The 25,876-nt window shown below is 72.6% G+C and carries 27 protein-coding genes; 23 read left to right on the top strand and 4 right to left on the bottom strand.

The annotated features are described in order from the left end of the window. Nucleotides 1-20: 20 nt before the first annotated feature. Genes priA through hisF form a run of 3 tightly spaced genes read left to right on the top strand, consistent with a single transcriptional unit; the run spans nt 21 to nt 1,950 of the window. Nucleotides 21-746 carry a bifunctional 1-(5-phosphoribosyl)-5-((5-phosphoribosylamino)methylideneamino)imidazole-4-carboxamide isomerase/phosphoribosylanthranilate isomerase PriA gene (gene priA / locus ACIRRS_RS07215; protein ID WP_402966248.1) on the top strand — a complete coding sequence of 242 codons (726 nt, stop codon included), beginning with the start codon at nt 21-23 and terminating at the stop codon, nt 744-746. Beyond that, the gene (locus ACIRRS_RS07210; protein WP_402966246.1) at nt 743-1,183 is read left to right on the top strand and encodes a Rid family hydrolase; all 441 of its coding nucleotides are present in this window, start codon (nt 743-745) and stop codon (nt 1,181-1,183) included. Before priA ends, ACIRRS_RS07210 begins: the two co-directional genes overlap by 4 nt. Beyond that, complete coding sequence (hisF, locus tag ACIRRS_RS07205) at nt 1,180-1,950, top strand: imidazole glycerol phosphate synthase subunit HisF (protein ID WP_402966244.1); 771 nt, start codon at nt 1,180-1,182, stop codon at nt 1,948-1,950. The genes ACIRRS_RS07210 and hisF overlap by 4 nt, the downstream gene beginning before the upstream one ends. A 49-nt stretch (nt 1,951-1,999) precedes the next feature. On the opposite strand, the gene ACIRRS_RS07200 is transcribed toward hisF, so the two are convergent. Further along, the gene (locus ACIRRS_RS07200) at nt 2,000-2,776 is read right to left on the bottom strand and encodes a VOC family protein (protein WP_402966242.1); all 777 of its coding nucleotides are present in this window, start codon (nt 2,774-2,776) and stop codon (nt 2,000-2,002) included. A gap of 204 nt (nt 2,777-2,980) precedes the next feature. On the opposite strand from ACIRRS_RS07200, the gene ACIRRS_RS07195 reads away from it, so the two are divergent. Together ACIRRS_RS07195 and ACIRRS_RS07190 are read left to right on the top strand one after the other, a co-directional pair. Then, nucleotides 2,981-3,970 (top strand): helix-turn-helix domain-containing protein, encoded by a 990-nt coding sequence (locus ACIRRS_RS07195; protein ID WP_402966240.1) that lies wholly within the window; start codon nt 2,981-2,983, stop codon nt 3,968-3,970. A 111-nt stretch (nt 3,971-4,081) separates the two neighbouring features. Continuing rightward, nucleotides 4,082-4,678, top strand: coding sequence for a ricin-type beta-trefoil lectin domain protein (locus ACIRRS_RS07190; protein ID WP_402966238.1), 597 nt, complete (start codon nt 4,082-4,084; stop codon nt 4,676-4,678). A 164-nt stretch (nt 4,679-4,842) separates the two neighbouring features. Here the strand turns inward: ACIRRS_RS07190 and ACIRRS_RS07185 are convergent, their stop codons facing one another. After that, entirely contained in the window at nt 4,843-5,652 is an 810-nt protein-coding gene (locus ACIRRS_RS07185) for an aminoglycoside phosphotransferase (protein ID WP_402966236.1), read from the bottom strand. A gap of 148 nt (nt 5,653-5,800) precedes the next feature. Here ACIRRS_RS07185 and ACIRRS_RS07180 point away from each other — a divergent pair, with 148 nt between their 5' ends. Next, nucleotides 5,801-6,160, top strand: coding sequence for a hypothetical protein (locus ACIRRS_RS07180; RefSeq protein WP_402966234.1), 360 nt, complete (start codon nt 5,801-5,803; stop codon nt 6,158-6,160). Between the two features lie 374 nt (nt 6,161-6,534). On the opposite strand, the gene ACIRRS_RS07175 is transcribed toward ACIRRS_RS07180, so the two are convergent. Together ACIRRS_RS07175 and ACIRRS_RS07170 are read right to left on the bottom strand one after the other, a co-directional pair. Next, nucleotides 6,535-7,188 carry a TIGR03085 family metal-binding protein gene (locus ACIRRS_RS07175; RefSeq protein WP_402966232.1) on the bottom strand — a complete coding sequence of 218 codons (654 nt, stop codon included), beginning with the start codon at nt 7,186-7,188 and terminating at the stop codon, nt 6,535-6,537. 10 nt (nt 7,189-7,198) lie between these two features. Next, the gene (locus ACIRRS_RS07170; RefSeq protein WP_402966230.1) at nt 7,199-7,777 is read right to left on the bottom strand and encodes a hypothetical protein; all 579 of its coding nucleotides are present in this window, start codon (nt 7,775-7,777) and stop codon (nt 7,199-7,201) included. Between the two features lie 129 nt (nt 7,778-7,906). On the opposite strand from ACIRRS_RS07170, the gene hisI reads away from it, so the two are divergent. The 17 genes from hisI to ACIRRS_RS07085 all read left to right on the top strand — a co-directional run bounded on the left by hisI (nt 7,907) and on the right by ACIRRS_RS07085 (nt 25,779). Then, the gene (gene hisI, locus ACIRRS_RS07165) at nt 7,907-8,281 is read left to right on the top strand and encodes a phosphoribosyl-AMP cyclohydrolase (protein WP_402966228.1); all 375 of its coding nucleotides are present in this window, start codon (nt 7,907-7,909) and stop codon (nt 8,279-8,281) included. A 35-nt stretch (nt 8,282-8,316) separates the two neighbouring features. Continuing rightward, nucleotides 8,317-9,837, top strand: coding sequence for an anthranilate synthase component I (locus ACIRRS_RS07160; protein WP_402966226.1), 1,521 nt, complete (start codon nt 8,317-8,319; stop codon nt 9,835-9,837). A 32-nt stretch (nt 9,838-9,869) separates the two neighbouring features. Continuing rightward, a complete protein-coding gene (locus ACIRRS_RS07155; RefSeq protein ID WP_402966224.1) occupies nt 9,870-10,316 on the top strand; it encodes a Uma2 family endonuclease in 447 nt (148 codons plus the stop codon). A 50-nt stretch (nt 10,317-10,366) separates the two neighbouring features. Then, nucleotides 10,367-10,954: a TIGR02234 family membrane protein gene (locus tag ACIRRS_RS07150; protein ID WP_402966222.1), complete on the top strand. Its 588-nt coding sequence runs from the start codon at nt 10,367-10,369 to the stop codon at nt 10,952-10,954. A 134-nt stretch (nt 10,955-11,088) separates the two neighbouring features. After that, complete coding sequence (locus ACIRRS_RS07145; RefSeq protein ID WP_402966220.1) at nt 11,089-11,355, top strand: HGxxPAAW family protein; 267 nt, start codon at nt 11,089-11,091, stop codon at nt 11,353-11,355. A gap of 87 nt (nt 11,356-11,442) precedes the next feature. Next, nucleotides 11,443-11,883, top strand: coding sequence for a DUF2752 domain-containing protein (locus tag ACIRRS_RS07140; protein ID WP_402966218.1), 441 nt, complete (start codon nt 11,443-11,445; stop codon nt 11,881-11,883). Nucleotides 11,884-12,110: 227 nt separating this feature from the next. Next, nucleotides 12,111-12,917, top strand: coding sequence for an indole-3-glycerol phosphate synthase TrpC (gene trpC, locus ACIRRS_RS07135; protein ID WP_402966216.1), 807 nt, complete (start codon nt 12,111-12,113; stop codon nt 12,915-12,917). 10 nt (nt 12,918-12,927) lie between these two features. Further along, the gene (gene trpM, locus ACIRRS_RS07130) at nt 12,928-13,077 is read left to right on the top strand and encodes a tryptophan biosynthesis modulator TrpM (RefSeq protein WP_167395798.1); all 150 of its coding nucleotides are present in this window, start codon (nt 12,928-12,930) and stop codon (nt 13,075-13,077) included. Nucleotides 13,078-13,125: 48 nt separating this feature from the next. After that, nucleotides 13,126-14,376 (top strand): tryptophan synthase subunit beta, encoded by a 1,251-nt coding sequence (gene trpB / locus ACIRRS_RS07125; RefSeq protein ID WP_402966214.1) that lies wholly within the window; start codon nt 13,126-13,128, stop codon nt 14,374-14,376. Nucleotides 14,377-14,378: 2 nt separating this feature from the next. After that, nucleotides 14,379-15,188 (top strand): tryptophan synthase subunit alpha, encoded by an 810-nt coding sequence (gene trpA / locus ACIRRS_RS07120; protein ID WP_402966212.1) that lies wholly within the window; start codon nt 14,379-14,381, stop codon nt 15,186-15,188. 212 nt (nt 15,189-15,400) lie between these two features. After that, a complete protein-coding gene (locus tag ACIRRS_RS07115) occupies nt 15,401-15,646 on the top strand; it encodes a hypothetical protein (RefSeq protein WP_402966210.1) in 246 nt (81 codons plus the stop codon). Nucleotides 15,647-15,795: 149 nt separating this feature from the next. Further along, nucleotides 15,796-16,317 (top strand): MauE/DoxX family redox-associated membrane protein, encoded by a 522-nt coding sequence (locus ACIRRS_RS07110; protein ID WP_402966208.1) that lies wholly within the window; start codon nt 15,796-15,798, stop codon nt 16,315-16,317. A gap of 57 nt (nt 16,318-16,374) precedes the next feature. Beyond that, nucleotides 16,375-17,238, top strand: coding sequence for a DsbA family protein (locus ACIRRS_RS07105; RefSeq protein WP_402966206.1), 864 nt, complete (start codon nt 16,375-16,377; stop codon nt 17,236-17,238). Nucleotides 17,239-17,370: 132 nt separating this feature from the next. After that, nucleotides 17,371-18,390 carry a prolipoprotein diacylglyceryl transferase gene (gene lgt, locus ACIRRS_RS07100; protein ID WP_402966204.1) on the top strand — a complete coding sequence of 340 codons (1,020 nt, stop codon included), beginning with the start codon at nt 17,371-17,373 and terminating at the stop codon, nt 18,388-18,390. A 166-nt stretch (nt 18,391-18,556) separates the two neighbouring features. After that, on the top strand, nt 18,557-19,279 hold the full coding sequence (locus ACIRRS_RS07095; protein WP_402966390.1) for a VIT1/CCC1 transporter family protein: 723 nt from the start codon (nt 18,557-18,559) through the stop codon (nt 19,277-19,279). Between the two features lie 433 nt (nt 19,280-19,712). Then, complete coding sequence (gene gltB, locus ACIRRS_RS07090; protein WP_402966388.1) at nt 19,713-24,326, top strand: glutamate synthase large subunit; 4,614 nt, start codon at nt 19,713-19,715, stop codon at nt 24,324-24,326. Continuing rightward, nucleotides 24,319-25,779: a glutamate synthase subunit beta gene (locus ACIRRS_RS07085; RefSeq protein ID WP_402966202.1), complete on the top strand. Its 1,461-nt coding sequence runs from the start codon at nt 24,319-24,321 to the stop codon at nt 25,777-25,779. The genes gltB and ACIRRS_RS07085 overlap by 8 nt, the downstream gene beginning before the upstream one ends. Nucleotides 25,780-25,876 lie beyond the last annotated feature (97 nt).

Raw genomic sequence — 25,876 nt, 5'->3', positions numbered from 1 at the left:
TCCTGAGAGTTGTGTAACTGATGAGTCGTCTTGAGCTGCTTCCCGCCGTCGACGTCCGCGACGGCCAGGCCGTCCGCCTGGTCAAGGGCGCCTCCGGCACCGAGACCTCCTTCGGCGAGCCGCTGGCCGCCGCCCTCGCCTGGCAGAACGCCGGCGCCGAGTGGCTGCACCTCGTCGACCTGGACGCCGCCTTCGGCACGGGCTCCAACTACGAGCTGCTGCGCGACGTCACCGCCGCCCTGGACATCAAGGTCGAGCTGTCCGGCGGCATCCGCGACGACGAGTCCCTCGCCCGCGCCCTCGCCACCGGCTGCACCCGGGTCAACCTCGGCACCGCCGCCCTGGAGGCCCCCGAGTGGGTCGCCAAGGCCATCGCCGAGCACGGCGACAAGATCGCCGTCGGCCTCGACGTCGTCGGCACCACCCTGCGCGGCCGCGGCTGGACCCGCGACGGCGGCCAGCTCTTCGACGTGCTGGCCCGCCTGGACGCCGAGGGCTGCGCCCGCTACGTCGTCACCGACGTCAACCGCGACGGCACCCTGACCGGCCCTAACCTCCAGCTGCTGCGCGACGTCTGCGCCGCCACCGACCGCCCGGTCGTCGCCTCCGGCGGCGTCTCCTCCCTGGACGACCTGCGCGCCATCGCCGGCCTGACCGGCGTGGGAGTCGAGGGCGCCATCGTCGGCAAGGCACTCTACGAGCAGAAGTTCACCCTCGAAGAGGCGCTGGAGGCGGTCTCGGCATGACGGAGCGTCAGGTGGTGCGCGGCAGGGTCGGCGGGTTCTCCCGCTGGGAGGACGTGATCGGCTCGGTGCAGGCGATCGCCGCCGGCGACCACGTCCACGTGTCGGGCGCCCGCCCGCTGGTGGACGATGTGCTCCGCGGCGAGGGCGACCCCTACGAGCAGACCCTGGCCGCCTTCGGCAACGCGCTGGACGCGCTGGCCGCGTACGGCCTGACGGCGGCGGACGTGGTCCGCACCCGGATGTACATCACCCATGCCCGCGACGTGGACGCGGCGAGCCGGGCCCACCTCGAACTCTTCGGCGAGGTGCGCCCGGTGACGGCCCTGCTGACGGTGCAGGGCTTCGTCGACTCGCGGATGCTCGTCGAGATCGAACTCGACGCGTACCGCGCCGGGTTGGCGCAAACTCTGGAATCGCTGGAAGGTTCGTTGTCGTGACCCTCGCCGTACGTGTCATCCCCTGCCTGGACGTGGACGCCGGCCGGGTGGTCAAGGGCGTCAACTTCCAGAACCTGCGCGACGCGGGGGACCCGGTCGAGATGGCCAAGCTCTACGACGCCGAGGGCGCCGACGAGTTGACCTTCCTCGACATCACCGCCTCCTCGGGCGACCGCGAGACCACGTACGACGTGGTCCGGCGCACCGCCGAGCAGGTGTTCATCCCGCTGACCGTCGGCGGCGGCATCCGCGCGGTCGAGGACGTGAACAAGCTGCTGCGCGCCGGCGCCGACAAGGTCGGGGTCAACACCGCGGCCATCGCCCGGCCGGAGCTGATCCGCGAGATCGCGAAGCGCTTCGGGCGGCAGGTGCTGGTGCTCTCGGTGGACGCGCGGCGCTGCCCCTCCGGCGTGGAGACCCCTTCAGGCTTCGAGGTGACCACCCACGGCGGGCGGCAGGGCACCGGCCTCGACGCCGTCGAATGGGCGGGCCGCGCCGCCGAGTTGGGGGCGGGGGAGATCCTGCTCAACTCGATGGACGCGGACGGCACCAAGGACGGCTACGACCTGGACATGATCCGCGCCGTCCGCAAGGCCGTCTCCGTGCCGGTCATCGCCTCCGGCGGGGCGGGCAAGCTCGCGGACTTCGCCCCGGCCGTCGAGGCGGGGGCGGACGCGGTGCTCGCGGCCAGCGTCTTCCACTTCGGGGACCTGCGCATCGGCGAGGTCAAGGGCGCGCTGCGGGAGGCCGGGCACCCGGTGCGGTGATGTGTTTTTACGGGCCCGCCGATGTGTCTGTCGGCGGGCCCGTTCCTGCTCACTGCCGGGGCTCGCCCTTGATCAGGGCGAACGGCGCGCCGTTCGGGTCCGCCAGCCAGGCGATGCGGCCGACGTTCGTCACGTCCTCGGGCCCCATCAGGACGGAGCCACCGGCCGCCGTCGCCTTGGCGACCGTCCCGTCCACGTCCGAGGCGGCGAAGTACGGCGTCCAGGCGGCGGGCTGCCCCGGGGCCATCGTCGGGGCGATGCCGCCGAAGCTCGTCTCGTCCTGGTCGCCCTGGGAGGCGGAGATCACCCGGTAGCTCATGCCCGGGGACGGCTCGAAGTTCTCCACCCGCCAGCTGAACAGCCGCTGGTAGAAGCCGAATCCGGCATCCAGGTCGGTGGTGTGCAGCTCCGCCCAGCACAGCGCGTCGTCCACCGACACCGCGTCCAGCCCCTTGGTGCTCCCCGCCTGCCAGATCGCGAACTCGGCGCCCTGCGGGTCGGTCAGCGCGGCGAACCGGCCCTCCTGCATGACGTCCATCGGCGGGACGCGCACCGCACCGCCCGCCTGCTCGGCGGCCTTCGCGGTGGCGTCCGCGTCGGCCGTCAGGAAGTACGTCGTCCAGGCGGAGCGGGCACCCGAGTCCAGGTGCCCGAGCGCGCCGACGCGCTTGCCGTCCAGCAGGAGGAAGCCGTACCCCCCGGTCTCGGGCACCTCCTGGAACGTCCAGCCGAGGACGGCGCCGTAGAAGGCGGCCGTGGCGGGGATGTCAGGGGTGCCCAGGTCGATCCAGCAGGGCGAGCCGACGGGGAAATCGGTGGTGATCACGATGCTGAGCCCTTCGAAGGGGTCGATGCGGCCACCTGCGAGTCTGCACCCGCCCACCGACATCCGCAGCCGGGCCGGGCGCCCGGGGGAGGGACCGGGTCCAGGGGGTATCTCCAGCCTCACCGGGCACCTGCGAATCCAGGCTCATCAGGGCCCACTCCCGCTCTGTTCCCAAGGTTTCGGCGCTCTTCTACTGTGGATTCGGTGAGGATCTATCTCCTGGAGGTGGAGGATCTCGCCTCCACCCGGTGCGGGTACTCCCCGCTGCACGAGACGGTGCGCAGCCTTCGATTACGCGGCCGGACCCGGGGCTTCCCCGAACAGCGCCGCTGGGCCGCCGCCTGGGCCCGCCACTACACCCGCCTGGACACCGAGTTGCTGGACGCCCTGGTCACCCCCGGCGGCCACGCGCCGGCGGTGCTCACCCCGCGCCCGCGCGGCTGCCGGCCGGGCCTGCGGGACGAACTGTCGCTGCTGGCCACCGCGCCCCCCGACCGCCTGCCCGCCGACCTCCGGGCGGCCTACGACCGCGACGGCAGCCCGATGCCGCCCGCGCTCCACCGGCTCCTGCGGGACCCGTACGCGCTGCGCGGCCGAGTGGTCGCCGCGCTCGGCGCGTACTGGACGCACTGCCTGGAACCCCTCTGGTGGCCGCGCGCCCGGACCGTCCTGGAGGCCGACCTCGCCTACCGGGGGCGGCGCCTGGCCGAACTCGGAGCGGAGGGGCTCTTCACCGACCTGGACCCGGGGATCTCCTGGGCGGACGGGGAGTTGCGGATCTGCGACGGCCCGCCGGGGCGGCCCGTTCTGTGGGAGAGGGTCGCCGGGCGCGGGCTGGTGCTGATGCCCACGCTCTTCGCGGACCGGCCGCTCGCCGGGACCTCGCCGAGCGGCCACCCCACGGTCGTCTACCCCGCCCGGGGCCGGGGTGCCATGGCCGAGTCCACCGCCCGTACGGCCGCCTCGCCCGCCCTCGCCGGGCTCATCGGCGCACCCCGCGCCCGCCTCCTCGGCCTGCTCGACACCCCGGCCACCACCACCGCCCTGGCCCAGCGCCTGGGCGTCACCCCGGGTGCCGTCAGCCGCCACCTGGGCGCACTGGCGGCGGCCGGTCTGCTGGAACGCACCCGCATCGGCCGGGCCGTCCTCTACCGGCGCTCCGAACTGGGGGAGTCGCTGGCCTCGGGGAGGTGAACTCCCGTGGCCTTACTGACAATTGACCGCACAGGTCAAAGGATTCCGGGGCTGCGGACGCCCGCCTAGGTTGGGGCCGTGCCAGCCAGGCACACGACACCAGGGGGAACCATGCGCATCCGCATCGCCGTCGCGGCCCTCGCCAGCGCCGCCGCGCTCGCCGTACCGCTGCTGCCCACCACCGCCCAGGCCTCGTCGGCCCCGTCCGCCTCCACGGGCGACCGGCTCACCTTCGCCCAGGCCGCCGCCCGCAACGCCGGCCAGACGCCCGGGCTCACCGCCGGTTACGTCCGCTTCCGCAGCCTCTACGGCCCCACGCCCGGCCAGTGCCTCGACGCGGACGCCAACAACGGCGGCAACGGCACCAAGGTGCAGGTCTGGGGCTGCAACGGCACCACCCAGCAGGAGTGGTACTCCTACGACGACTACAGCCTGGAGAGCGCGCGCTTCCCCGGCATGTGCCTCGACGCCGACACCAACGGCGGCGGCAACAACGGCACCCGCCTCCAGCTGTGGCAGTGCAACGGCACCAGCCAGCAGAAGTGGTTCCTGCGCGCCAACGACCTGGCCATCTACAACCAGCGGTTCAACAACAACCTGAACATCGTCGTCGACCGCGACACCAACACCCCCGGCGACGGCGCCCAGGTCCAGCTGTGGCAGAAGAACTTCCAGTCCCAGCAGTGGTGGCAGGTCACCGGCGCCTGACACTCCCTGCGCTTGAGTCCGCCGCCGGCCCACGCGCCGGCGGCGGACGCTCTTCCTGCTCAGCCCGCCGCCCGGTCCACGGTCTGGCGGATGACGAAGCTCGGCCGTCCACCTGTGATTCTGACGACCCGAAGTACCAGTAGGAGGGCGGAGCAGGTGCGCGCTCAGCGGTGCTCGCGGAAGTCTGCCCACTGACGGGCGGCCCGGGTCAGCCGGGCGGTCCACGGGTCTGGGGCCTCTCCGGCGATCTCGTCCCACATCCGGGCCTGGGCCTGCGCGAAGGCGTCCATGACCGTTGGCTCGCCGCTCTTCCACGCCGGAACCCTGGCAGCCCACGCCTCGGCCTGCGCCGGAGCGTGCCCGCCGACGGCGATCAGCCAGATCACCCACAGGGCCGGGTCGATCCAGGCGGCTCCCCGCGTGGCCCACGCCCAGTCGACCAGGAGTGCCCGGCCCTCGTGGACGAGCACGTTCTCGTTGTTCAGGTCGGTGTGCAGCAGCGACTCACCGGCGAACCGGGCCGCCACCTCCGGGCCGTCCACGTAGGCGGCCCATCGCTGCTCCGCCCGGCGGAGTTCGATCTCCGGGCACGGGACGCTGCCGAGCCGGCTGAGGGCGTCGACCGTCAATTCCAGGTCTCCAGCGGCCGCGTAGTCGGCATGCCGTGCGTCGACGTGCTCGAACGCGACCAGGCTCCACCCGCCAACTTCCTTGTGCCACAGCACTCGTGGGGCAAGGTCTTGAAGGAGCGGGTTGATCTCCGCCTCCCGTCGTTGTGTCCACACGCGCGGGTGGTTGAGTCGCATTCCCTTGATGAAGACCGTGCGTTCCGTGGTGGTGAGCCGGACGGCGATCTCGGAGTTGAATCCGGCGGAGATCGTCTCCGCCGCCAGAACCCGGCCTCCGAGCCGGTCCGACACGGCCAGACGAACAGCGGCGGGCAGTTCCGCCCAGTGGATGCGCGCGGTGGTCACCCTCCACAGCCTCCCAGAATCAGCCCGGAGGCCGACCGCTTCGGCGCGGTCGGCCTCCGGGATCGTGCTACCGGTACGGGTTGTCGTCGCTGCAGCTCGCAAGCCTGCCTGCGATCCCGACCTGAAGCGGATGATGAGAGGACTGAGCATGGAGAACGAGGACGGCCGGATCTTCCGTGAGGCGTGGATCGCCGGAGTGAAACAGCACTTCCCGGGTGAACCGAGGCCGGGGTACATCACGCCCTGGGAGGAGACTCCGGACTGGGAGCGTCAGTCCGCAGCTGCCGTGTTCAGCCAGGTCCGCGACTTCATTGCCGTGAGCGGCGGTGCGACCGCCAAGTTGAGTCGGGAACAGAAGGGCCGTTTCGTCGCCCTGTGCTGGATCGCCCAGATCCACAAGCACATCCCCGATCCCAAGCCGAGTTATGTCGCTGATTGGGATGCGCTGCCGGACTGGCAGAAGGAGACGGACGCCGATATCTTCGAGCACATCGAGCGGGCTGTCTGAATTTTCTTTTCTGCGGTGGCTCCCTGGCTTGCCAGGGAGCCACCGCAATTTTTCTTTGCTCCTCGTATGTCTAGATTCTCGGGCGGGTTGTCCCTGGAAGATGCGATGTGGTGGTGCCGGGCTTCTTTTCCGAGCCCTGCTCTCGATCTTCATTTCTTTCCGTATTTCAGCGCTGCCCCTCCTCTGACGAGGAGGGGCAGCGCGGCTGTTCTTTTGATGGGCTCAGTGATAGGTGAGGCCCGCGATATGGTTTGGGGCCGCGCCTCGGCATGCCGAGGCGCGGCCCCAAATGGTTTCTCTCTTATATCTTCTTTTGCGGATCGTGTTCTTCGTCTGTGCTTCGCCGCCCGGTGAGGCACAGACAAGAGAAGCCCCTACCGCCCCGGCAGCGGCAGCGCGTGCGACAGCGCCTCCAGGGCGTCCGGCTCCCCGTTGACGGTGAGGGTGGTGCGGGCGCCGCGGCCGTAGAGGAAGAGGAGGAGTTCGGCGGGCGGGCCGGTGAGGTCGACGGCCGGGGTGGCGGTGGGCCCGGTGGTGACGGTGCGGCCGTCGGGGTGGTGGAGGTGGAGGCGGACGGGGGTGCGGCGGGCGGCTTCGAGGCGGGCGAGGAGGGGGAGGCGGCGCCAGAGGGCCTCGGAGCGGCCGGGCGGGAGGGGTGTGACGGAGGCGGGCGTCCAGGAGGGGTCGGCGCGGAGCACGTCCTCGGCGTGGACGAAGTACTCGACGGTGTTGGCGGCCTCGTCCGCGCCGGGCAGGGCGAAGAGGGAGTGGACGGGCGGGCCGGAGCGGAACAGCCGCAGGAGTTCCTCGTACGGTCGCTCGGCGTACGCGTCCTGGACCCGCCGGGTGTACGGGGCGAGCGCGGCGACCCGGATGCCCGCCGCCGCGTCGAGGCGGCGCTCGCGCAGGACGAGGTGCGCGGCGAGGTCGCGCGTGGTCCAGCCGGCGCAGAGCGTGGGGGCGTCGGGCCCGGCGGCGGCGAGCAGTTCGGTGAGGCGGTGGCGCTCGGCGAGGGCGTGGTTCGACATGCGCCTCAGCCTAGGGGTGCAGCGGCCCCGAGAGCCGGGGGCCGCCCTGCTTGTCGGTGAGGGTGAGGGCACAGGTGTAGTCCCGCCAGCCCGCCTGGTAGTTGGCGAGGGTGGGGCCGAACTGCCGCTCGTAGTACTTCTTTCCGTCGTTCTGCCGGGCCCGGGCGGCCGTCTGGGAGTCGTAGCAGCCGTTGCGGATGGCCAGCGCGACCGCGACCTCCCCGACGAGGTTGTCCGGGAGCTTGAGGTCGGCGACGACCTCGCCGTCGTGCTCGCCGGCGCAGGGCCGCTCCTCGATCTTGGTGATGACCGGGCTCAGCTGCGGGTGGTCGAAGCACGTCCCGACCGGGAAGAACGCGTACGGCGGCCGCGGCGTCGGGGTGGGGGTCGGTGTGGGCGTCGGCGTCGGGGTGGGCGTGGCGGTCGGCGGGGGAGGGGCGGCCGCCGGCTTCTTCCCGTCCTGCGGCCACAGCAGCACGGTGCCGACCACCGCGAGCAGCAGGACGAGGACGGCCGCGACGGTGATGACCAGGCCCCGGCCCGGCCGGGCGTCGGGCGGAGGAGGCGCGGACTGCTGCTCGGAGGTCATGACCATGAGAATGGCCCAAACCGCCGCCCCCCGGCAGGCGGTTGGGCGAACTCGTCGGCCGCGGCGCGGACGGCCCGAAGGCGTGATCGGCCGTGCTGACACAGCTGACACAGCTGACACAATGGCGTCATGCGCACCACACCAGCCACTCCGGGCAGCACCGCCCTGGACCCCGAGATCGCCGCGCGCCTCAAGCGCACCGAGGACGGCCTGCTGCCCGCCGTCGCCCAGCAGTACGACACCGGCGAGGTGCTGATGCTCGGCTGGATGGACGACGAGGCGCTGCACCGCACCCTCACCACCGGCCGCTGCACCTACTGGAGCCGCAGCCGCAGCGAGTACTGGGTGAAGGGCGACACCTCCGGCCACGTCCAGGCGGTCAAGTCCGTGGCCCTGGACTGCGACGGCGACACCCTCCTCGTCAAGGTCGACCAGTCCGGCGCCGCCTGCCACACCGGCGACCGCACCTGCTTCGACGCCGACGTGCTCCTCTCCCAGTCCTGACCCCACCCGACCCACGACAGTAGGTGCCGCCCAGCATGGACCTCGAAGCCTTCCGCAAGCTCGCCGTCGACACCCGGGTCATCCCGGTCACCCGCAGGCTCCTCGCGGACGGCCTCACCCCGATCGGCCTCTACCGCAGCCTCGCCGCCGAACGCCCCGGCACCTTCCTGCTGGAGTCCGCCGAGCAGGGCCGCAGCTGGTCGCGCTACTCCTTCGTCGGCGTGCGCAGCGCCGCCACCCTCACCGTCGGCCCGGACGGCGACGCCCGCTGGCTCGGCACCCCGCCGGTCGGCATCCCCGCCACCGGCGACCCGCTGGAGGTGCTGCGCGCCGCCCTCGCGGCCCTGCACACCCCGCGCCACACGGACGACGGCCTGCCCCCGCTGACCGGCGGCCTGGTCGGCTACCTCGGCTACGACATCGTCCGCCGCCTGGAGAAGCTGCCCGACCTCAACCCGGACGACCTGGGCCTGCCCGAGCTGACGATGCTGCTCGCCAGCGACCTCGCCGTCCTGGACCACGCCGACGGCACCGTCCTGCTGATCGCCAACGCGATCAACCACAACGACCTGGCCAGCGGCGTCGAGGAGGCCCACGCCGACGCGACCGCCCGCCTCGACGCGATGGAGGCCGACCTCTTCAAGCCCGTCGACCCGGGCCTGGCCACCTTCACCCCGGCCGGTCCCGGCGAGGTCCACTCGCCGTTCGGCGGCGAGCCGTACCGGGCCGCCGTGGAGATCGTCAAGGAGCGCATCCGGGCCGGCGAGGCCTTCCAGGTCGTCCCCTCGCAGCGCTTCGAGGCCCCCTGCCCGGCCTCCGCGCTGGACGTCTACCGCGTCCTGCGCACCACCAACCCCAGCCCGTACATGTACCTGTTCCGCTTCCCCGGCCCGGACGGCACGGCCGAGGGCGGCTTCGACGTGGTCGGCTCCAGCCCGGAGGCGCTCGTCAAGGTCAGCGAGGGCGAGGCGATGGTGCACCCGATCGCCGGCACCCGCCACCGCGGCGCCACCCCGCACGAGGACGCGGCGCTCGCCGCCGAGCTGCTCGCCGACCCGAAGGAGCGCGCCGAGCACCTGATGCTCGTCGACCTGGGCCGCAACGACCTCGGCCGGGTCTGCGAGCCCGGCAGCGTCGAGGTCGTCGACTTCATGCAGATCGAGCGCTACAGCCACGTCATGCACATCGTCTCGACGGTCACCGGCAAGGTCGCCCCCGGCCGTACGGCCTTCGACGTGCTGACCGCCTGCTTCCCCGCCGGCACCCTCTCCGGCGCGCCCAAGCCCCGCGCGATGCGGATCATCGAGGAGCTGGAGCCCACCAGGCGCGGCCTGTACGGCGGCTGCGTCGGCTACCTCGACTTCGCCGGGGACTCCGACACCGCGATCGCCATCCGCACCGCCGTCCTGCGCGACGGCACCGCGTACGTGCAGGCCGGCGCCGGCGTCGTCGCCGACTCGGACCCGCACGGCGAGGACACCGAGTGCCGCAACAAGGCCGCCGCCGTGCTGCGCGCCGTCGCCACCGCCAATACGCTGCGGACGCCGGGACGGTAGACCCGGGACGGTAGACCAGGAGGGCGGCCGGGATGAGCACGGTGCCGCACGACGAGCGGCGGTGGGAGCTGGTCCTCGACGCCGCCGTCCAGATCAGGGACGCGCTGGCCGGGCACGGCCGGGTCCTCTCCCTGGTCCCGGTCGACCTCCCGGCCGCCCCCGGCCCCGTCGCCCCCGACCTGGTGGTGATCGCCCCCGGCGCCGCCCGCGACGCCGGGGGCCGGTTCACGGCGGCGGCCGTGCAGGCCGTGCTGGAGCTCGCCCGCCCGGGCCTGGCGGAGGCCGGACGGGCGTACGCGCGCAGCGGCGTGCCCCTGTACGTCGTCGTCGACCCGGCGGGAGCGGCCTGCACGGTGCACACCGCGCCCTCCCCCGAAGGGGTGTACCGCGAGGCCGAACGGGTGCCGTACGGCAACGACCTGTTCCTGCCACTGGGCGGGCGCACCCTGGTGTTGCGCACCGACGGCTTCCCGGTCTGAGCGGCGACCCCGGGTTCGGCGCGGGCCGTCGGGCGGGGGATAGTGGACGGGTGACCGACCAGAGCCCCGCCCCCGCCCGCACCGCAAGCCGCCGCACCCTCGGCGTGATGCTGCTGCTGACCGTCCTGAGCGCCGTCCTGGTGCTGACCGCGGCCGGACGGGTCTGGGCCGAGGGCAGGGCCGGCAACCTGGACGTCTCCGTCACCGGCTCGACGATCTCCGAACTGCCCGGCGGCCTGGCCCTGGTGGGCCTGGCGGCGGCCGTCGCGGTGTTCGCGGTGCGAGGCGCCGGACGGCTGGCGGTCGGCGCGCTCACCCTGCTGGCCGGGCTCGGCGCGGCCGCCGCCTCGGCGGCCGGGGCCCGGGACACCGACGCGCTGGACACCGAGGCCGCCCGCAAGCTCGCCCTGGCCGGCTCCACCGCCACCGAGGTCACGCACGGCGCCTGGCCCTGGCTGGCCGTCGTCGGCGGCCTGCTGCTGGCCGTGGCCGGGGCGCTCACCCTGCGGTACGGCCGGGGCTGGCCCGCCATGGGCACCCGCTACGAGGCGCCGACCCGCAGGGGCCCGGCGAAGGCCGACACCCCCGCCGACCTGTGGAAGGCCCTGGACCGCGGCGAGGACCCGACCGCCGTCTGAGCCGCACGCGTGTGACGCGATAGACCCGCCACCCGCTTTGGGCCCCCGGTGTGTGGCCCGGCACAATGGAACCCGTCAACCCGCCGGCGGCCCCGCAGGCCCGGCCGGGCCCCGAGAGCCAAGGAGCATCACCGATGTCAGCAGCCGCACACGGTCACACCCCCGCCGCCTGGACCGGCGTGGTCATCTCCTTCGTCGGCTTCGGCATCGCGGGCGTCGCGATGATCCTGCCGTCGGTGCTGCTGACCTGGGCCGGCATCGCCGTCATCCTGCTCGGCGGCGTCGTGGGCAAGGCCATGTCGATGGCGGGCATGGGCAAGCAGCCCAGCACCAACGTCTACAAGTCGACCGACGAGCAGATCGCGGCCCAGACGGCCCGCACCGCCGCCGTCACCGCCTGACCGGCGGATCTTTCGCACGACTGAACGGCGGGCGCGACGCGCCCGCCGTTCCGTTGCACCCGGGCCCGGGACGGGCAGAATCGGGGCGTGAACGCCGCCCCCACCGCCTCCGCCCCGCCGCCCGTGCTGCGCAGGCTGGGCCCGCCGCTGGCCGCGCTGGCGGCGGTGGCCGCCCCGACCGCGTACATCGCGAGGGTGGACCCCAACAGCCCGGGGCACTACCCGGACTGCCCCTTCCTCGTCGCCACCGGCTGGTGGTGCCCCGGCTGCGGGGGCCTGCGCTGCGTCCACGCGCTGGCCCGCGGGGACCTGACCACCGCGCTGCACGACAACGCCGCCGCCGTCCTGCTGTTCGCCGTCCTCGCCGTGCTGTGGCTGCGCTGGGCCTGGGCCGCGCTGACCGGCGGAGCGCCGCCGAGGGCGGCCGTCGGGGCCCGGCGGTGGGTGCTGATCGGGCTGCTGCTGCTCGTCTTCACGGCCGTACGGAACCTGCCCGTCGGCGCCGGACTGGCCCCTGCGCTGCTCTAGCCCGCGTCCGGTTGCTGCGAGTCCACTTGTTGCCAACCGGGCCCCGAAGAGCCCGGAAACCGGCGAATCCGCAGCTCGGAGCACGGGTGCGGGGCGTCCGCTCCGCGAGACGCGCGCCGGGCGGATGCTCCCCGCGCCCCCTCGGGCCGATACCATCGAACGTGCCGACGGGCCCTGCCCGCACCGGCTCCCGCTGGCGAACCGACAGAAACGATGGGGGCTCCCGAGTGAGTGTGCTCGACACGATCATCGAAGGGGTCCGTGAGGACCTCGCCGAGCGGCAGGCCCGGGTCTCCCTGGACGAGCTCAAGGAGCGGGCCGCCAAGGCCCCGGACGCCAAGGACGGCGTCGCCGCGCTCAAGGGCGACGGGGTCCGGGTGATCTGCGAGGTGAAGCGCTCCAGCCCGTCCAAGGGCGCCCTCGCCTCGATCGCCGACCCGGCGGCCCTGGCCGTCGACTACGCGGCCGGCGGTGCCGCCGCGATCAGCGTCCTGACCGAGCAGCGCCGCTTCGGCGGCTCGCTCGCCGACCTGGACGCCGTCCGCGCCGCGGTGGACACCCCGCTGCTGCGCAAGGACTTCATCGTCACCGCCTACCAGCTGTGGGAGGCCCGCGCCCACGGCGCCGACCTCGCACTGCTGATCGTCGCCGCCCTCGAGCAGCCGGCCCTGGTGTCGCTGATCGAGCGCGCCGAGTCGATCGGCCTCACCCCGCTGGTCGAGGTGCACGACGAGGAGGAGATCGCCCGCGCGGTCGACGCCGGCGCCCGGATCATCGGCGTCAACGCGCGCAACCTCAAGACCCTCGAGGTCGACCGCAACACCTTCGGCAACGTCGTCCACGCCATCCCGGACGGCATCGTCAAGATCGCCGAGTCCGGCGTGCGCGGCCCGCTGGACGTCATCTCCTACGCCAACCTCGGCGCCGACGCGGTGCTGGTCGGCGAGACCCTGGTGACGGGCAAGGACCCGCGCGCCGCCGTCGCCGACCTGGTCGCGGCCGGCGCCCACCCGGCCGTCCGGCACAAGGACTGAAGCCGCGAAGATGAAGATCGCCACCCGCCTCGCCCCCGGCTGCCGCCCGCGCGGCTGCCGCGCGCCCGCACGCCGGGTGCTGGGGCGGCGGGTGCGCTACGTCATCGGCTGTGAGCCCGGGCAGGTGCCGGGGCGGCGATGGCGCGTGACGCACGGCTGAGCACAGCCGACCGACGTCACCGTCATCCAACCCCCTAGGGAATCCACCATGTCCGAGAAGGACTACCTGCCCGGCGCCCAGGTGCCGGACGCCCGCGGCTACTTCGGCGCGTACGGCGGACGCTTCATCCCCGAGGCGCTGGTCGCCGCCGTCGAACAGGTCGCCGAGGAGTACGACAAGGCCAAGAACGACCCGGCCTTCATCGCCGAGCTCGACGGCCTGCTCAAGGACTACACCGGCCGCCCGAGCCCGCTGACCGACGTCCACCGCTTCTCCGCCGAGGCGGGCGGCGCGCGCGTCCTGCTCAAGCGCGAGGACCTCAACCACACCGGCTCGCACAAGATCAACAACGTGCTGGGCCAGGCGCTGCTCACCCGGCGCATGGGCAAGACCCGCATCATCGCCGAGACCGGCGCCGGCCAGCACGGCGTGGCCACCGCCACCGCCTGCGCCCTGTTCGGCTTCGACTGCACCATCTACATGGGCGAGGTCGACACCCAGCGCCAGGCGCTCAACGTCGCCCGGATGCGGATGCTCGGCGCCGAGGTCGTGGCCGTCAAGTCCGGCAGCCGCACCCTCAAGGACGCCATCAACGAGGCGTTCCGCGACTGGGTCGCCAACGTCGACTCCACCCACTACCTCTTCGGCACCGTCGCCGGGCCGCACCCCTTCCCGATGATGGTCCGCGACTTCCACCGCGTCATCGGCGTCGAGGCCCGCCAGCAGGTCCTCGACCGCACCGGGCGGCTGCCCGACGCCGTCGTCGCCTGCGTCGGCGGCGGCTCCAACGCGATGGGCATCTTCCACGAGTTCATCCCCGACGCCGGCGTGCGGCTGATCGGCTGCGAGGCCGCCGGCGAGGGCGCCGAGACCCCCAAGCACGCCGCCACCCTCACCAAGGGCGACCCGGGCGTGCTGCACGGCTCGCGCACCTACGTCCTCCAGGACGAGGACGGGCAGACCATCGAGTCCCACTCCATCTCGGCGGGCCTGGACTACCCCGGCGTCGGCCCCGAGCACGCCTGGCTCAAGGACACCGGCCGGGCCGAGTACCGCCCGGTGACCGACGACGCCGCCATGCAGGCCCTGCGGCTGCTCTCCCGCACCGAGGGCATCATCCCGGCCATCGAGAGCGCCCACGCGCTGGCCGGAGCCCTGGAGCTGGGCCGCGAACTCGGGCCGGAGGCCACCATCCTGGTCTCCCTCTCGGGGCGCGGCGACAAGGACATGCACACCGCGGCCGAGTACTTCGGCCTGTACGACGAGCAGGCCGGCGACGCGGCCGACGGGGGTAAGTGACCATGGCTTCCAAGCTCAGCGCGGTACTGGCCGCGGCCAAGGCCGAGAACCGGGCCGCCATGATCGGCTACCTGCCGGCCGGCTTCCCGACCGTCGACGGCGGCATCCGGGCGGTCAAGGCCCTGCTGGAGGGCGGCTGCGACATCGTCGAGGTCGGCCTGCCGCACTCCGACCCCGTCCTGGACGGCGCCGTCATCCAGACCGCCGACGACATCGCCCTGCGGGGCGGCGTGCGGATCAAGGACGTGCTGCGCACCGTCCGCGAGGTCGCCGAGGCGCACCCCGAGGCGGCGGTGCTGGTCATGACGTACTGGAACCCCGTCGACCGCTACGGCGTGGCGCGCTTCGCCGCCGACCTGGCCGCCGCGGGCGGCGCGGGCTGCATCCTGCCGGACCTCCCGGTGGAGGAGTCCGAGGAGTGGCGCAAGGCGGCGGGCGAGCACGGGCTGGACACCGTGTTCGTGGTCGCCCCCAGCAGCAAGGACGCCCGGCTGGCCGAGGTCACGGCCGCCGGCAGCGGCTTCGTCTACGCGGCCGCCGTCATGGGCGTCACCGGCACCCGGACCGAGGTCGGCTCGCTGGCCGAGGACCTCGTCGCCCGCACCCGCGCCGTCACCGACCTGCCGGTCTGCGTCGGCCTCGGCGTCTCCGACGCCGTGCAGGCGGCCGAGGTCGCCCGGTTCGCGGACGGCGTCATCGTCGGCTCGGCCTTCGTGAAGCGGATCCTGGCCGCGGACGGGGACGAGGCCGCCGCCCTGGACTCCGTCCGGGCCCTGGCCGGCGAGCTGGCCGCCGGGGTGCGCCGGAACTGACGCCCCCTCCCGCCGTACGGCCCGCCGCTTCCCCGTGGAGCGGCGGGCCGTTCGCGTTGTCCTGACACGCCGTCGTCAAGGCGGGCGAGGGCCCCGAACGGGTGAAGACCGGCGGGGACACGCATCAGCCGGGGTTGACCGGCGTTGAGTGGAGGGACGAGTGCACGAACGACGGGCGGGGCGCCCGGAGGGCGAGCGGAAGGGGCGAGCCGGTGGCGGGTTGGCATCGGGCCGTGATGCTGCGGGCGGCGGCCGCCGCGCTGGCCCTCGGGGCGGCGGTCGGGGCGCACACCGAGGTGGGGCACGCGCTGGCCAAGCGGGCCGCCGAACGGGCCGAGCGGGACGCGGTGGCCTGCGCCGAGGCCGCCCGCTGGGACGCCGCCGAGCGGGCCGCGCACCCGCACCGCGAGGGCCGCGCCGACCTGCTGGACCCGGGGCGCCCGCCCTCCTGCCGGTAGCCGGGGCGCGGGGAACGCCTGTTCGCCGAATTCGGACGCATCACCATGAACCGTCACCCGTACGGCGTAATTCCTGAATACGGAGGAACCGCCCTTCATCCCTTACGGTTCATCAGCACGTGAACGAGTTTCCCGAGAGGGGTTCCCTGATGGCCGGCCCGGCAACAGCGCGCGACGACTCGGCACCCCCGCCGGCCGCGCGGCGGCGCCGGGACCAGGAGTGGAGCCGCTGGCTCGGCCTCGCCGTCCGGCTGGGCCTGGCCGTGGTCTGGGGCTGGGCCGGACTGGCCAAGATCTCCGACCCGGCCGAGGCCGCCCAGGCCGTCCGCGCCTTCGAGATCCTGCCCGAGGGCCTGGTCAAGCCGGTCGGCTACGGCCTGCCCTTCCTGGAGCTGGCCCTCGCGCTGCTGCTGGTGATCGGCCTCGGCGTCCGGCTCGTCGCGGCCGTCTCCGCCCTGCTGCTGCTCGCCTTCATCGCCGGGATCGCCTCCGCCTGGGCCCGCGGCATCTCGATCGACTGCGGCTGCTTCGGCGGCGGCGGGCACGTCGACGAGTCGCAGACCAGGTACCTCCAGGAGATCCTGCGCGACACCGGCTTCCTTCTCCTCGCCGCATGGCTGCTGTGGCGCCCCCGCACCCGGCTCTCCGTGGACGGCTGGCTGGCGAGCTGACCGGCCCCACCCCCGCACCCCACCCGACGAAGGCCCCCGACCGTGGATGTCAAGGCAATGAGCGAGAAGAACCAAGAAGGCAAGCGCACCGCCCGCGAGCGGATGCAGGAGCAGCGCGCGGCCGAGGAGGCCTCGGGCAGGAGGAGGAAGAAGCTGGTCGTCGGCGGCGCCGTGCTCGCCGTCATCGCCGCCGCCGTGATCACCGGCGTGGTGGTGCAGAACCAGCGCTCCAAGCCGGAGACCCCGACCGCCGCCCCCTCCGGCACGATCGGCGACAAGAACCTCGTCATCCCCGCCGGCGCGAGCAACGCGCCCGCCGTCCTCACCGTCTACGAGGACCCGCGCTGCCCCGCCTGCGGCATGTTCGAGCGTGAATTCTCCGCCACCGTCGACCAGTTGGAAGACGCGGGCAAGATCTACACCAACTACCACATCGTCTCGTTCATCGACCGGGCCGTCCCCGGCAAGGGCTCCAAGATCGGCGCCAACGCCCTCGCCTGCGCCCAGGACGCCGGGCACTTCCGGGACTTCCACGACGTGCTGTACCGCAACCAGCCCGAGGAGACCAACGACGCCTTCGGCGACAAGGCCGTCCTCCTCGGCCTCGCCAAGCAGGTCAACGGCCTGGACACCCCCGAGTTCCAGGCCTGCGTCAACAGCAACAAGTACGGCGGATGGGTGTCCTCCGTACAGCAGGACTTCGACAAGTCCAGCTACAAGTCGACCCCGACCGTGCTGCTCAACGGCCAGCCGATCTACCCCAAGAACGGCAACGACGAGATCACCCCGGCGAACCTGGTGAAGTGGGTCGACGCCGCGAACCAGGGCAAGCAGCCGGGCACGCCGGGCTCGCACGGCCAGACCCCGGCCCCGACCAGCACCGCCTCCGAGGCCAACAACCCCTCCCCGACGGCCGGCTGAGCCGAGCCTCCCCGACCGACCGGCGCCGCCGCCCCCTCCCCGTCCTGAGGGGGCGGCGGCGCCGGTTGTTCGATTTCTGTGACCCCTGGGGTGTCCGACCGGCCCCGGGGACCCTGTAGCGTCGGAACCGCCATGGATATCGCCTACATTCCCAGCCCGTCGCGGGGCGTCCTCTACCTCGGACCGATCCCGCTGCGCGCCTACGCCTTCTGCATCATCCTCGGTGTCGTCGTGGCCGTCTGGCTCGGCAGCAAGCGCTGGGTCGCCCGGGGCGGTGCCAAGCACACCGTCGGTGACATCGCCGTCTGGGCCGTGCCGTTCGGCCTCGTCGGCGGCCGCCTCTACCACGTGATCACCGACGGCGGCCGGCTGTACTTCGCCGAGGGGAAGAACCCCTGGGACGCCCTCAAGATCTGGGAGGGCGGCCTCGGCATCTGGGGCGCGATCGCGCTGGGCGCGGTCGGCGCCTGGATCGGCGCCCGCCGCCGGGGCGTCCCGCTGCCCGCGTACGCCGACGCCATCGCCCCGGGCATCGCGCTCGCCCAGGCGCTGGGCCGCTGGGGCAACTACTTCAACCAAGAGCTGTACGGGAAGTCGACCACGCTGCCCTGGGGCCTGGAGATCGACAAGACGCTCCCCAGCGGCGAGGTCGTCAAGGGCGTCTACCACCCGACGTTCCTGTACGAGTCGCTCTGGTGCGTCGGCGTCGCGCTGCTGGTGATCTGGGCGGACCGCCGTTGGAAGCTCGGCCACGGGCGGGCGTTCGCGCTGTACGTCGCCGCGTACACGGTGGGCCGGTTCTGGACGGAGTGGCTGCGCATCGACGAGGCGCACGTGTACTTCGGGCTGCGGCTCAACGACTGGACCTCGATCGCGGTGTTCCTGGGCGCGGTGGCGTACCTGGTGATCGTCGGGAAGAAGCGGCCCGGCCGGGAGGACCCGGCGAGCATCGACCCGGCGGCGCACGAGGAGGCGCAGGCCTCGGCTGCGGCTCCCGAGGTCGACGGGAAGGCTGGCGACAAGCCCGCCGACAAGCCCACCGGGAAGTCCGCGGAGAAGCCCGGCGAAAAGAATTCGTCTCGATCCGTGGACGGGAACGCCGCCGACGGCGTCGCCGAGAAGACCGACAAGGTCGTCGAGAACCCGATCTGACCAGGGGTTTCCCCGTGAGTTCAGGCCGCCCTTCCCGCGTACGGGAAGGGCGGCCTCACTGCTGTTCGGACAGCCTTACTTTGCTGGAACCGTGCAGGTCAGAGGGGCTACGGTCGTCCCGGAAGAGACGAAGACGGAGGGGACGAGACCCGTGAGCGCGACCACCCTGGAACACGAAGCCGGACAGCACCCGCGGATACCCGCGGCCGACCACCACCGGGACGTCAACGGCGGCTGGCTGCGGCCGGCGGTGTTCGGTGCCGTGGACGGACTGGTGTCGAACTTCGCGCTGATGACCGGTGTGGTCGGCGGCGCGGCCTCCAACGGCACGGTGATCCTCACGGGCCTGGCGGGCCTGGCGGCCGGCGCCTGCTCGATGGCGGCGGGGGAGTACACCTCGGTGGCCTCCCAGAGCGAGCTGGTGCAGGCCGAGATCGAGGCCGAGCGGCTGGAGCTGAGCCGCAACCCGCACGGCGAGCTGGCCGAGCTGGCGCAGGTGTACATCTCGCGCGGGGTGGAGCCGGAGCTCGCCCACGAGGTGGCGCGGCAGCTGTCGCGGGACCCGGAGCTGGCGCTGGAGGTGCACGCCCGCGAGGAGCTGGGCATCGACCCGAACGACCTGCCCTCGCCGCTGGTCGCCGCCTCCTCCTCCTTCCTCTGCTTCGCGCTCGGCGCCCTGCTGCCGTTGCTGCCGTACCTGCTCGGCGCGACCAGCCTGCTGCCCGCCCTGCTGCTCGCCGCCCTCGGCCTGTTCGCCTGCGGCGCGGTGGTGGCCCGGGTGACGGCGCGCAGCTGGTGGTTCAGCGGCACCCGGCAGCTGGTCCTCGGCGGGGCCGCGGCCGCCGTCACCTACCTGCTCGGATGGCTCATCGGCGGCCACGTGGGATGATCCGGACCACTGCATGACTATGCCGGGCAATGCGTGACGTTCCACACACGGGCGTCGGGCGTTGCCCGGCATTGTCTCAGCATCCGGGCCGCCCCGGCCGGGGAATCGCAACCGCCGCGCCGTGGTGGGGAATGGATTCGCAGGCACCCTTGATCCACTCCGGTTGCGTTCCGGTTTCACCCCTGTTTCAGCCGGGGGCCCGTTGGGCACAATCGTCGGGACGTGCACTGTGGCACGTCCTCTTCCCCACCCTCTTCGCACCCCCCGTGACCTGCGCGTCCGTCCGCCATGTGGACGGGATATTCCGCTTCTCGGGATCGTGGGCATCATGTAACTTGCACGACACCGCACCATCGCATCAGGGCCAACGTCGTCCCTCCTTGCATCAACTTGCCGAAAGACGACGACGGGAGAGCCGATGCTGTCTGCATCCATGCACTCCGCCAACGAGCACCGGGACGGCGCCGCGCGCCAGCCCTACGCGCTCGTGCCGGATGCGCGACCTGCTGCTCAGGGCCTGTACGACCCGCGGAACGAGCACGACGCCTGTGGCGTCGGCTTCGTCGCCACGCTCACCGGCACGGCCGACCACACCGTCGTCGAGCAGGCGTTGACCGTCCTGCGCAACCTGGAGCACCGCGGCGCCACCGGCGCCGAGCCCGACTCCGGCGACGGCGCGGGCATCCTCACCCAGATCCCGGACGCCTTCCTGCGCGAGAAGGCCGCCTTCGCACTCCCGGCGGCCGGCTCCTACGCCGTCGGCATCGCCTTCCTGCCCGACGAGGACGCGGCCGACGCCGGCGCCGTCGCGCAGATCGAGGCCATCGCCGCCGAGGAGGGCCTCACCGTCCTCGGCTGGCGCGACGTGCCGGTCTCGCCCGACCTGCTCGGCGCCACCGCCCGCAGCGTCATGCCGCGCTTCCGGCAGCTCTTTCTCGCGTCAGCGCCTGTTGAGCAGAGCCTGAGCAAGGACGGCCTCGCGGGCATCGAGCTGGACCGCGTCGCCTTCGTGGTCCGCAAGCGGGCCGAGCGCGAGGCCGGGGTGTACTTCCCCTCGCTGTCCGCGCGCACCATCGTCTACAAGGGCATGCTCACCACCGGCCAGCTCGAGCCCTTCTTCCCCGACCTGTCGGACCGCACCTACGCCTCCGCCATCGGCCTGGTGCACTCCCGGTTCTCCACCAACACCTTCCCGAGCTGGCCGCTCGCCCACCCGTACCGCTTCGTCGCCCACAACGGCGAGATCAACACGGTCAAGGGCAACCGCAACTGGATGCGCGCCCGCGAGTCCCAGCTCGCCACGGACCTCATCCCCGGCGACCTCAGCCGGATCTTCCCGATCTGCACCCCCGACCACTCCGACTCCGCGTCCTTCGACGAGGTCCTGGAGCTGCTCCACCTCGGCGGACGCTCGCTGCCGCACTCGGTGCTGATGATGATCCCGGAGGCCTGGGAGAACCACGCCACCATGGACCCGGCCCGCCGCGCCTTCTACCGGTACCACTCCAACCTCATGGAGCCCTGGGACGGCCCGGCCTGCGTCACCTTCACCGACGGCACCCAGGTCGGCGCCGTCCTCGACCGCAACGGCCTGCGCCCCGCCCGCTACTGGATCACCGAGGACGGCCTCGTCGTCCTCTCCTCCGAGGTCGGCGTCCTCGACATCGACCAGGAGAAGGTCACCAAGAAGGGCCGCCTCCAGCCCGGCCGCATGTTCCTCGTCGACACCGCCGAGGGCCGCATCGTCGAGGACGAGGAGATCAAGTCCGCCCTCGCCGCCGAGCACCCCTACGCGGAATGGGTCGACGGCGGGCAGATCCAGCTCGCCAAGCTCCCCGAGCGCGAGCACATCGCCCACACCCACGCCTCCGTCACCCGCCGCCAGCAGACCTTCGGCTACACCGAGGAGGAGCTGCGCGTCATCCTGGCGCCGATGGCCCGCACCGGCGGCGAGGCCCTCGGATCCATGGGCACCGACTCGCCGATCGCCGCGCTCAGTGAGAAGCCCCGCCTGCTGTTCGACTACTTCGTGCAGCTCTTCGCCCAGGTCACCAACCCGCCGCTGGACGCCATCCGCGAGGAGCTCGTCACCTCGCTGCTGTCCAACCTCGGCCCCGAGGGCAACCTGCTGGCCGCCGAGGCCGCCGCCTGCCGCTCCGTCGGCATCACCTTCCCGGTGATCGACAACGACGAGCTCGCCAAGCTCGTCCACATCAACCACGACGGGGACCAGCCCGGCCTCAAGGCCGTCACCCTGTCCGGCCTGTACAAGGTCGCCTCCGGCGGCGAGGGCCTGGCCACCCGCCTGGCCGCGATCGCCGCCGAGGCCGACGCCGCCATCGCCGACGGCGCCCGGATCATCGTGCTCTCCGACCGGCACTCCGACGCCGAGCACGCCCCGATCCCCTCGCTGCTGCTCACCTCCGCCATCCACCACCACCTCATCCGCACCAAGCAGCGCACCCAGGTGTCGCTGCTGGTCGAGGCCGGTGACGTCCGCGAGGTGCACCACGTCGCGCTGCTGATCGGCTACGGCGCCGGCGCGGTCAACCCGTACCTGGCCATGGAGTCCGTCGAGGACCTCGTCGCGCAGAAGGTGTTCATCGAGGGCGTGGAGCCCGAGAAGGCCATCAGGAACCTGATCAAGGCCCTCGGCAAGGGCGTCCTCAAGGTCATGTCCAAGATGGGCATCTCCACCGTCGCCTCCTACCGCGGCGCCCAGGTCTTCGAAGCCATCGGCCTCTCCCAGGACCTCGTCGACGGTTACTTCTCCGGCACCACCACCAAGCTCGGCGGCATCGGCCTGGAGGAGATCGCCCGCGAGACCGCCGCCCGCCACGCCAAGGCCTACCCGGCCTCCGGCATCCCCGCCGCGCACCGCGCGCTGGAGATCGGCGGCGAGTACCAGTGGCGCCGCGAGGGCGAGCCCCACCTGTTCGACCCCGACACCGTCTTCCGGCTCCAGCACTCCACCCGCAACCGCCGGTACGACATCTTCAAGCAGTACACCGACCGGGTGAACGAGCAGTCCGAGCGCCTCATGACGCTGCGCGGCCTGTTCCAGCTGGACGGCCTCGGCCGCGAGCCCATCCCGGTCGAGGAGGTCGAGCCGGTCTCCGAGATCGTCAAGCGCTTCTCCACCGGCGCCATGTCCTACGGCTCCATCTCGATGGAGGCGCACGAGACCCTCGCCATCGCGATGAACCGCCTCGGCGGCAAGTCCAACACCGGCGAGGGCGGCGAGGACCCGGAGCGCCTCTACGACCCCGAGCGCCGCTCCGCGATCAAGCAGGTCGCCTCCGGCCGCTTCGGCGTCACCTCCGAGTACCTCGTCAACGCCGACGACATCCAGATCAAGATGGCCCAGGGCGCCAAGCCCGGCGAGGGCGGCCAGCTGCCCGGCCACAAGGTCTACCCGTGGGTCGCCCGCACCCGGCACTCCACCCCGGGCGTCGGCCTGATCTCCCCGCCGCCGCACCACGACATCTACTCCATCGAGGACCTCGCCCAGCTCATCCACGACCTCAAGAACGCCAACCCGGCGGCCCGCATCCACGTGAAGCTGGTCTCCGAGGTCGGCGTCGGCACGGTCGCGGCGGGCGTCTCCAAGGCGCACGCGGACGTCGTCCTCGTCTCCGGGCACGACGGTGGTACGGGCGCCTCCCCGCTCACGTCGCTCAAGCACGCCGGCGGCCCCTGGGAGCTCGGCCTCGCCGAGACCCAGCAGACCCTGCTGCTCAACGGGCTGCGCGACCGCATCGTCGTCCAGACCGACGGCCAGCTCAAGACCGGCCGCGACGTGGTCGTCGCCGCGCTCCTCGGCGCCGAGGAGTTCGGCTTCGCCACCGCGCCGCTCGTCGTCTCCGGCTGCATCATGATGCGCGTCTGCCACCTGGACACCTGCCCCGTCGGCGTCGCCACCCAGAACCCCGTGCTGCGCGAGCGCTTCTCCGGCAAGCCCGAATTCGTCGTCAACTTCTTCGAGTTCATCGCCGAGGAGGTCCGGGAGATCCTGGCCTCCCTGGGCTTCCGCTCGATCGAGGAGGCCGTCGGGCACGCCGAGCACATCGACGCCCGCGCCGCCATCGACCACTGGAAGGCCGCCGGGCTCGACCTCGCCCCGCTCTTCCACGTGCCGGCCCTGCCCGAGGGCGCCGCCCGCCACCGCACCACCAGCCAGGACCACGCGCTCGACAAGGCCCTGGACAACCAGCTCATCGAGCTCGCCCAGGACGCCCTGGAGCGCGGCGAGGCCGTCCGCGTCCAGCTGCCGATCCGCAACGTCAACCGCACCGTCGGCACCATGCTCGGCCACGAGGTCACCAAGCGGTACCGCGGCGAGGGCCTGCCCGAGGGGACGATCGACGTCACCTTCACCGGCTCCGCCGGACAGTCCTTCGGCGCCTTCGTCCCGCGCGGCATCACCCTGCGCCTGGAGGGCGACGCCAACGACTACGTCGGCAAGGGCCTCTCCGGCGGCGTCGTCGTCGTCCGCCCCGCCCGCGAGGCCGCCGCCATCGGCAACGACGCCCAGAACCACGTCATCGCCGGCAACACCATCGGCTACGGCGCCACCTCGGGCCGGATCCACCTGCGCGGCAAGGCCGGCGAGCGCTTCGCCGTCCGCAACTCCGGCGCCACCCTCGTCGTCGAGGGCGTCGGCGACCACGGCCTGGAGTACATGACCGGCGGCCGGGTCGTCATCCTCGGCGAGACCGGACGCAACCTCGCGGCCGGCATGTCCGGCGGCATCGCGTACGTCCTCGACCTGCGCCCCGCCAACGTCAACGAGGGCCAGGTCGGCATCGAGGCGCCCACCGCCGCCGACCGCGACTGGCTGCGCGAGACCGTGCAGCAGCACTACGAGGAGACCGGCTCCACCGTCGCCGCCGAACTCCTGGCCGACTGGGGCGGCGGGGTCTCCCGCTTCTCCAAGATCATGCCGACCGACTACAAGGCCGTCCTCGCCGCCAAGGAGGCCGCCGAGCGCGACGGCCTCTCCGAGGCCGAGACCACCGCGAAGATGATGGAGGCGGCTAATGGCTGACCCCAAGGGCTTCCTGACCACGCCCAAGCAGCTGGCGGAGCGCCGCCCCGTCGACGTCCGGATCAAGGACTGGAACGAGGTCTACGTCGAGCGGAGCCTCCTGCCGATCATCACCAAGCAGGCCGGCCGCTGCATGGACTGCGGCATCCCGTTCTGCCACAACGGCTGCCCGCTCGGGAACCTCATCCCCGAGTGGAACGACCTCGCCTACCGCGAGGACTTCACCGGTGCGATCGAGCGGCTCCACGCCACCAACAACTTCCCGGAGTTCACCGGGCGGCTGTGCCCGGCGCCCTGCGAGTCCGCGTGCGTCCTCGGCATCAACCAGGACGCGGTGACCATCAAGAACGTCGAGGTCACCATCATCGACAAGGCCTGGGACCGCGGCGGCGTCACCCCCCAGGTGCCCGAGCGCCTCTCCGGCAAGACCGTCGCCGTCGTCGGCTCCGGCCCCGCCGGCCTCGCCGCCGCCCAGCAGCTCACCCGCGCCGGGCACACCGTCGTCGTCTACGAGCGCGCCGACCGCGTCGGCGGGCTCCTGCGCTACGGCATCCCCGAGTTCAAGATGGAGAAGCGGCACATCAACCGCCGCGTCGAGCAGATGCGCGCCGAGGGCACCCGCTTCCGCACCGGCGTCCACGTCGGCGAGGACATCACCGGCCAGCAGCTGCGCGAGCGCTTCGACGCCGTCGTCGTCGCCGCCGGCGCCACCACCGCCCGCGACCTGCCCGTCCCCGGACGCGAGCTCAAGGGCGTCCACCAGGCCATGGAGTACCTGCCCCTGGCCAACAAGGTGCAGGAGGGCGACTTCGTCGAAGCCCCGATCAGCGCCAAGGGCAAGCACGTCGTCGTCATCGGCGGCGGCGACACCGGCGCCGACTGCGTCGGCACCGCCCACCGCCAGGGCGCCCTGTCCGTCACCCAGCTGGAGATCATGCCCCGGCCCGGCGAGGACCGCCCCGGCAACCAGCCCTGGCCCACCATGCCGATGACCTACAAGGTCACCTCCGCGCACGAGGAGGGCGGCGAGCGGATCTACTCCGTCTCCACCACCCACTTCGCCGGCGACGAGGACGGCAACGTCCAGGAGCTGCACCTCGTCGAGGTCGAGTTCAAGGACGGCCGCTTCGAGCAGGTCCCCGGCACCGAGCGCGCAATCCCCGCCCAGCTCGTCACCCTCGCCATGGGCTTCACCGGGACGGACGTCCGCAACGGCCTCGTCGAGCAGCTGGGAGTCGACCTCGACGCGCGCGGTAACATTGGCCGCGACGGCCGGTTCGCCACCAATGTCGATGGCGTGTACGTCTGCGGAGACGCCGGCCGAGGCCAGTCGCTGATCGTCTGGGCCATCGCGGAGGGCCGCTCGGCCGCCGCGGCGGTGGACACGTACCTCGGCGGCAAGACCCCGCTTCCCGCGCCGATCCGGCCCACCGACCGCCCCCTGGTGGTCTGACGGGCCCCGGACGCTCCGACCGGCCCACCCCGAACCCCCGGCGCCGCATCGCCGGGAGCTCAACCCGCTGCCCCCGTCAGAGTCGCCGGGCCAACGC

The sequence above is a fragment of the Kitasatospora sp. NPDC101183 genome (assembly GCF_044767945.1).
In the GTDB taxonomy this organism is placed as follows: Bacteria; Actinomycetota; Actinomycetes; order Streptomycetales; family Streptomycetaceae; genus Kitasatospora.
Note: the sequence above shows the minus strand (reverse complement) of the source record. Positions and strands in the feature narration are given on the sequence as shown.

Excerpts from the sequence above, each read along its gene's own strand:
- priA (WP_402966248.1), top strand. The coding sequence starts at position 21 with ATGAGTCGTCTTGAGCTGCTTCCCGCCGTCGACGTCCGCGACGGCCAG.
- ACIRRS_RS07145 (WP_402966220.1), top strand. The coding sequence starts at position 11,089 with ATGTCAGCAGCCGCACACGGTCACACCCCCGCCGCCTGGACCGGCGTG.
- ACIRRS_RS07105 (WP_402966206.1), top strand. The coding sequence starts at position 16,375 with ATGAGCGAGAAGAACCAAGAAGGCAAGCGCACCGCCCGCGAGCGGATG.
- ACIRRS_RS07085 (WP_402966202.1), top strand. The coding sequence starts at position 24,319 with ATGGCTGACCCCAAGGGCTTCCTGACCACGCCCAAGCAGCTGGCGGAG.
- ACIRRS_RS07170 (WP_402966230.1), bottom strand. The coding sequence starts at position 7,777 with ATGACCTCCGAGCAGCAGTCCGCGCCTCCTCCGCCCGACGCCCGGCCG.
- gltB (WP_402966388.1), top strand. The coding sequence starts at position 19,713 with ATGCACTCCGCCAACGAGCACCGGGACGGCGCCGCGCGCCAGCCCTAC.
- hisI (WP_402966228.1), top strand. The coding sequence starts at position 7,907 with ATGCGCACCACACCAGCCACTCCGGGCAGCACCGCCCTGGACCCCGAG.
- trpA (WP_402966212.1), top strand. The coding sequence starts at position 14,379 with ATGGCTTCCAAGCTCAGCGCGGTACTGGCCGCGGCCAAGGCCGAGAAC.
- ACIRRS_RS07160 (WP_402966226.1), top strand. The coding sequence starts at position 8,317 with ATGGACCTCGAAGCCTTCCGCAAGCTCGCCGTCGACACCCGGGTCATC.
- ACIRRS_RS07175 (WP_402966232.1), bottom strand. The coding sequence starts at position 7,188 with ATGTCGAACCACGCCCTCGCCGAGCGCCACCGCCTCACCGAACTGCTC.
- ACIRRS_RS07190 (WP_402966238.1), top strand. The coding sequence starts at position 4,082 with ATGCGCATCCGCATCGCCGTCGCGGCCCTCGCCAGCGCCGCCGCGCTC.
- ACIRRS_RS07210 (WP_402966246.1), top strand. The coding sequence starts at position 743 with ATGACGGAGCGTCAGGTGGTGCGCGGCAGGGTCGGCGGGTTCTCCCGC.
- ACIRRS_RS07110 (WP_402966208.1), top strand. The coding sequence starts at position 15,796 with ATGGCCGGCCCGGCAACAGCGCGCGACGACTCGGCACCCCCGCCGGCC.
- ACIRRS_RS07180 (WP_402966234.1), top strand. The coding sequence starts at position 5,801 with ATGGAGAACGAGGACGGCCGGATCTTCCGTGAGGCGTGGATCGCCGGA.
- ACIRRS_RS07155 (WP_402966224.1), top strand. The coding sequence starts at position 9,870 with ATGAGCACGGTGCCGCACGACGAGCGGCGGTGGGAGCTGGTCCTCGAC.
- trpB (WP_402966214.1), top strand. The coding sequence starts at position 13,126 with ATGTCCGAGAAGGACTACCTGCCCGGCGCCCAGGTGCCGGACGCCCGC.
- trpM (WP_167395798.1), top strand. The coding sequence starts at position 12,928 with ATGAAGATCGCCACCCGCCTCGCCCCCGGCTGCCGCCCGCGCGGCTGC.
- lgt (WP_402966204.1), top strand. The coding sequence starts at position 17,371 with ATGGATATCGCCTACATTCCCAGCCCGTCGCGGGGCGTCCTCTACCTC.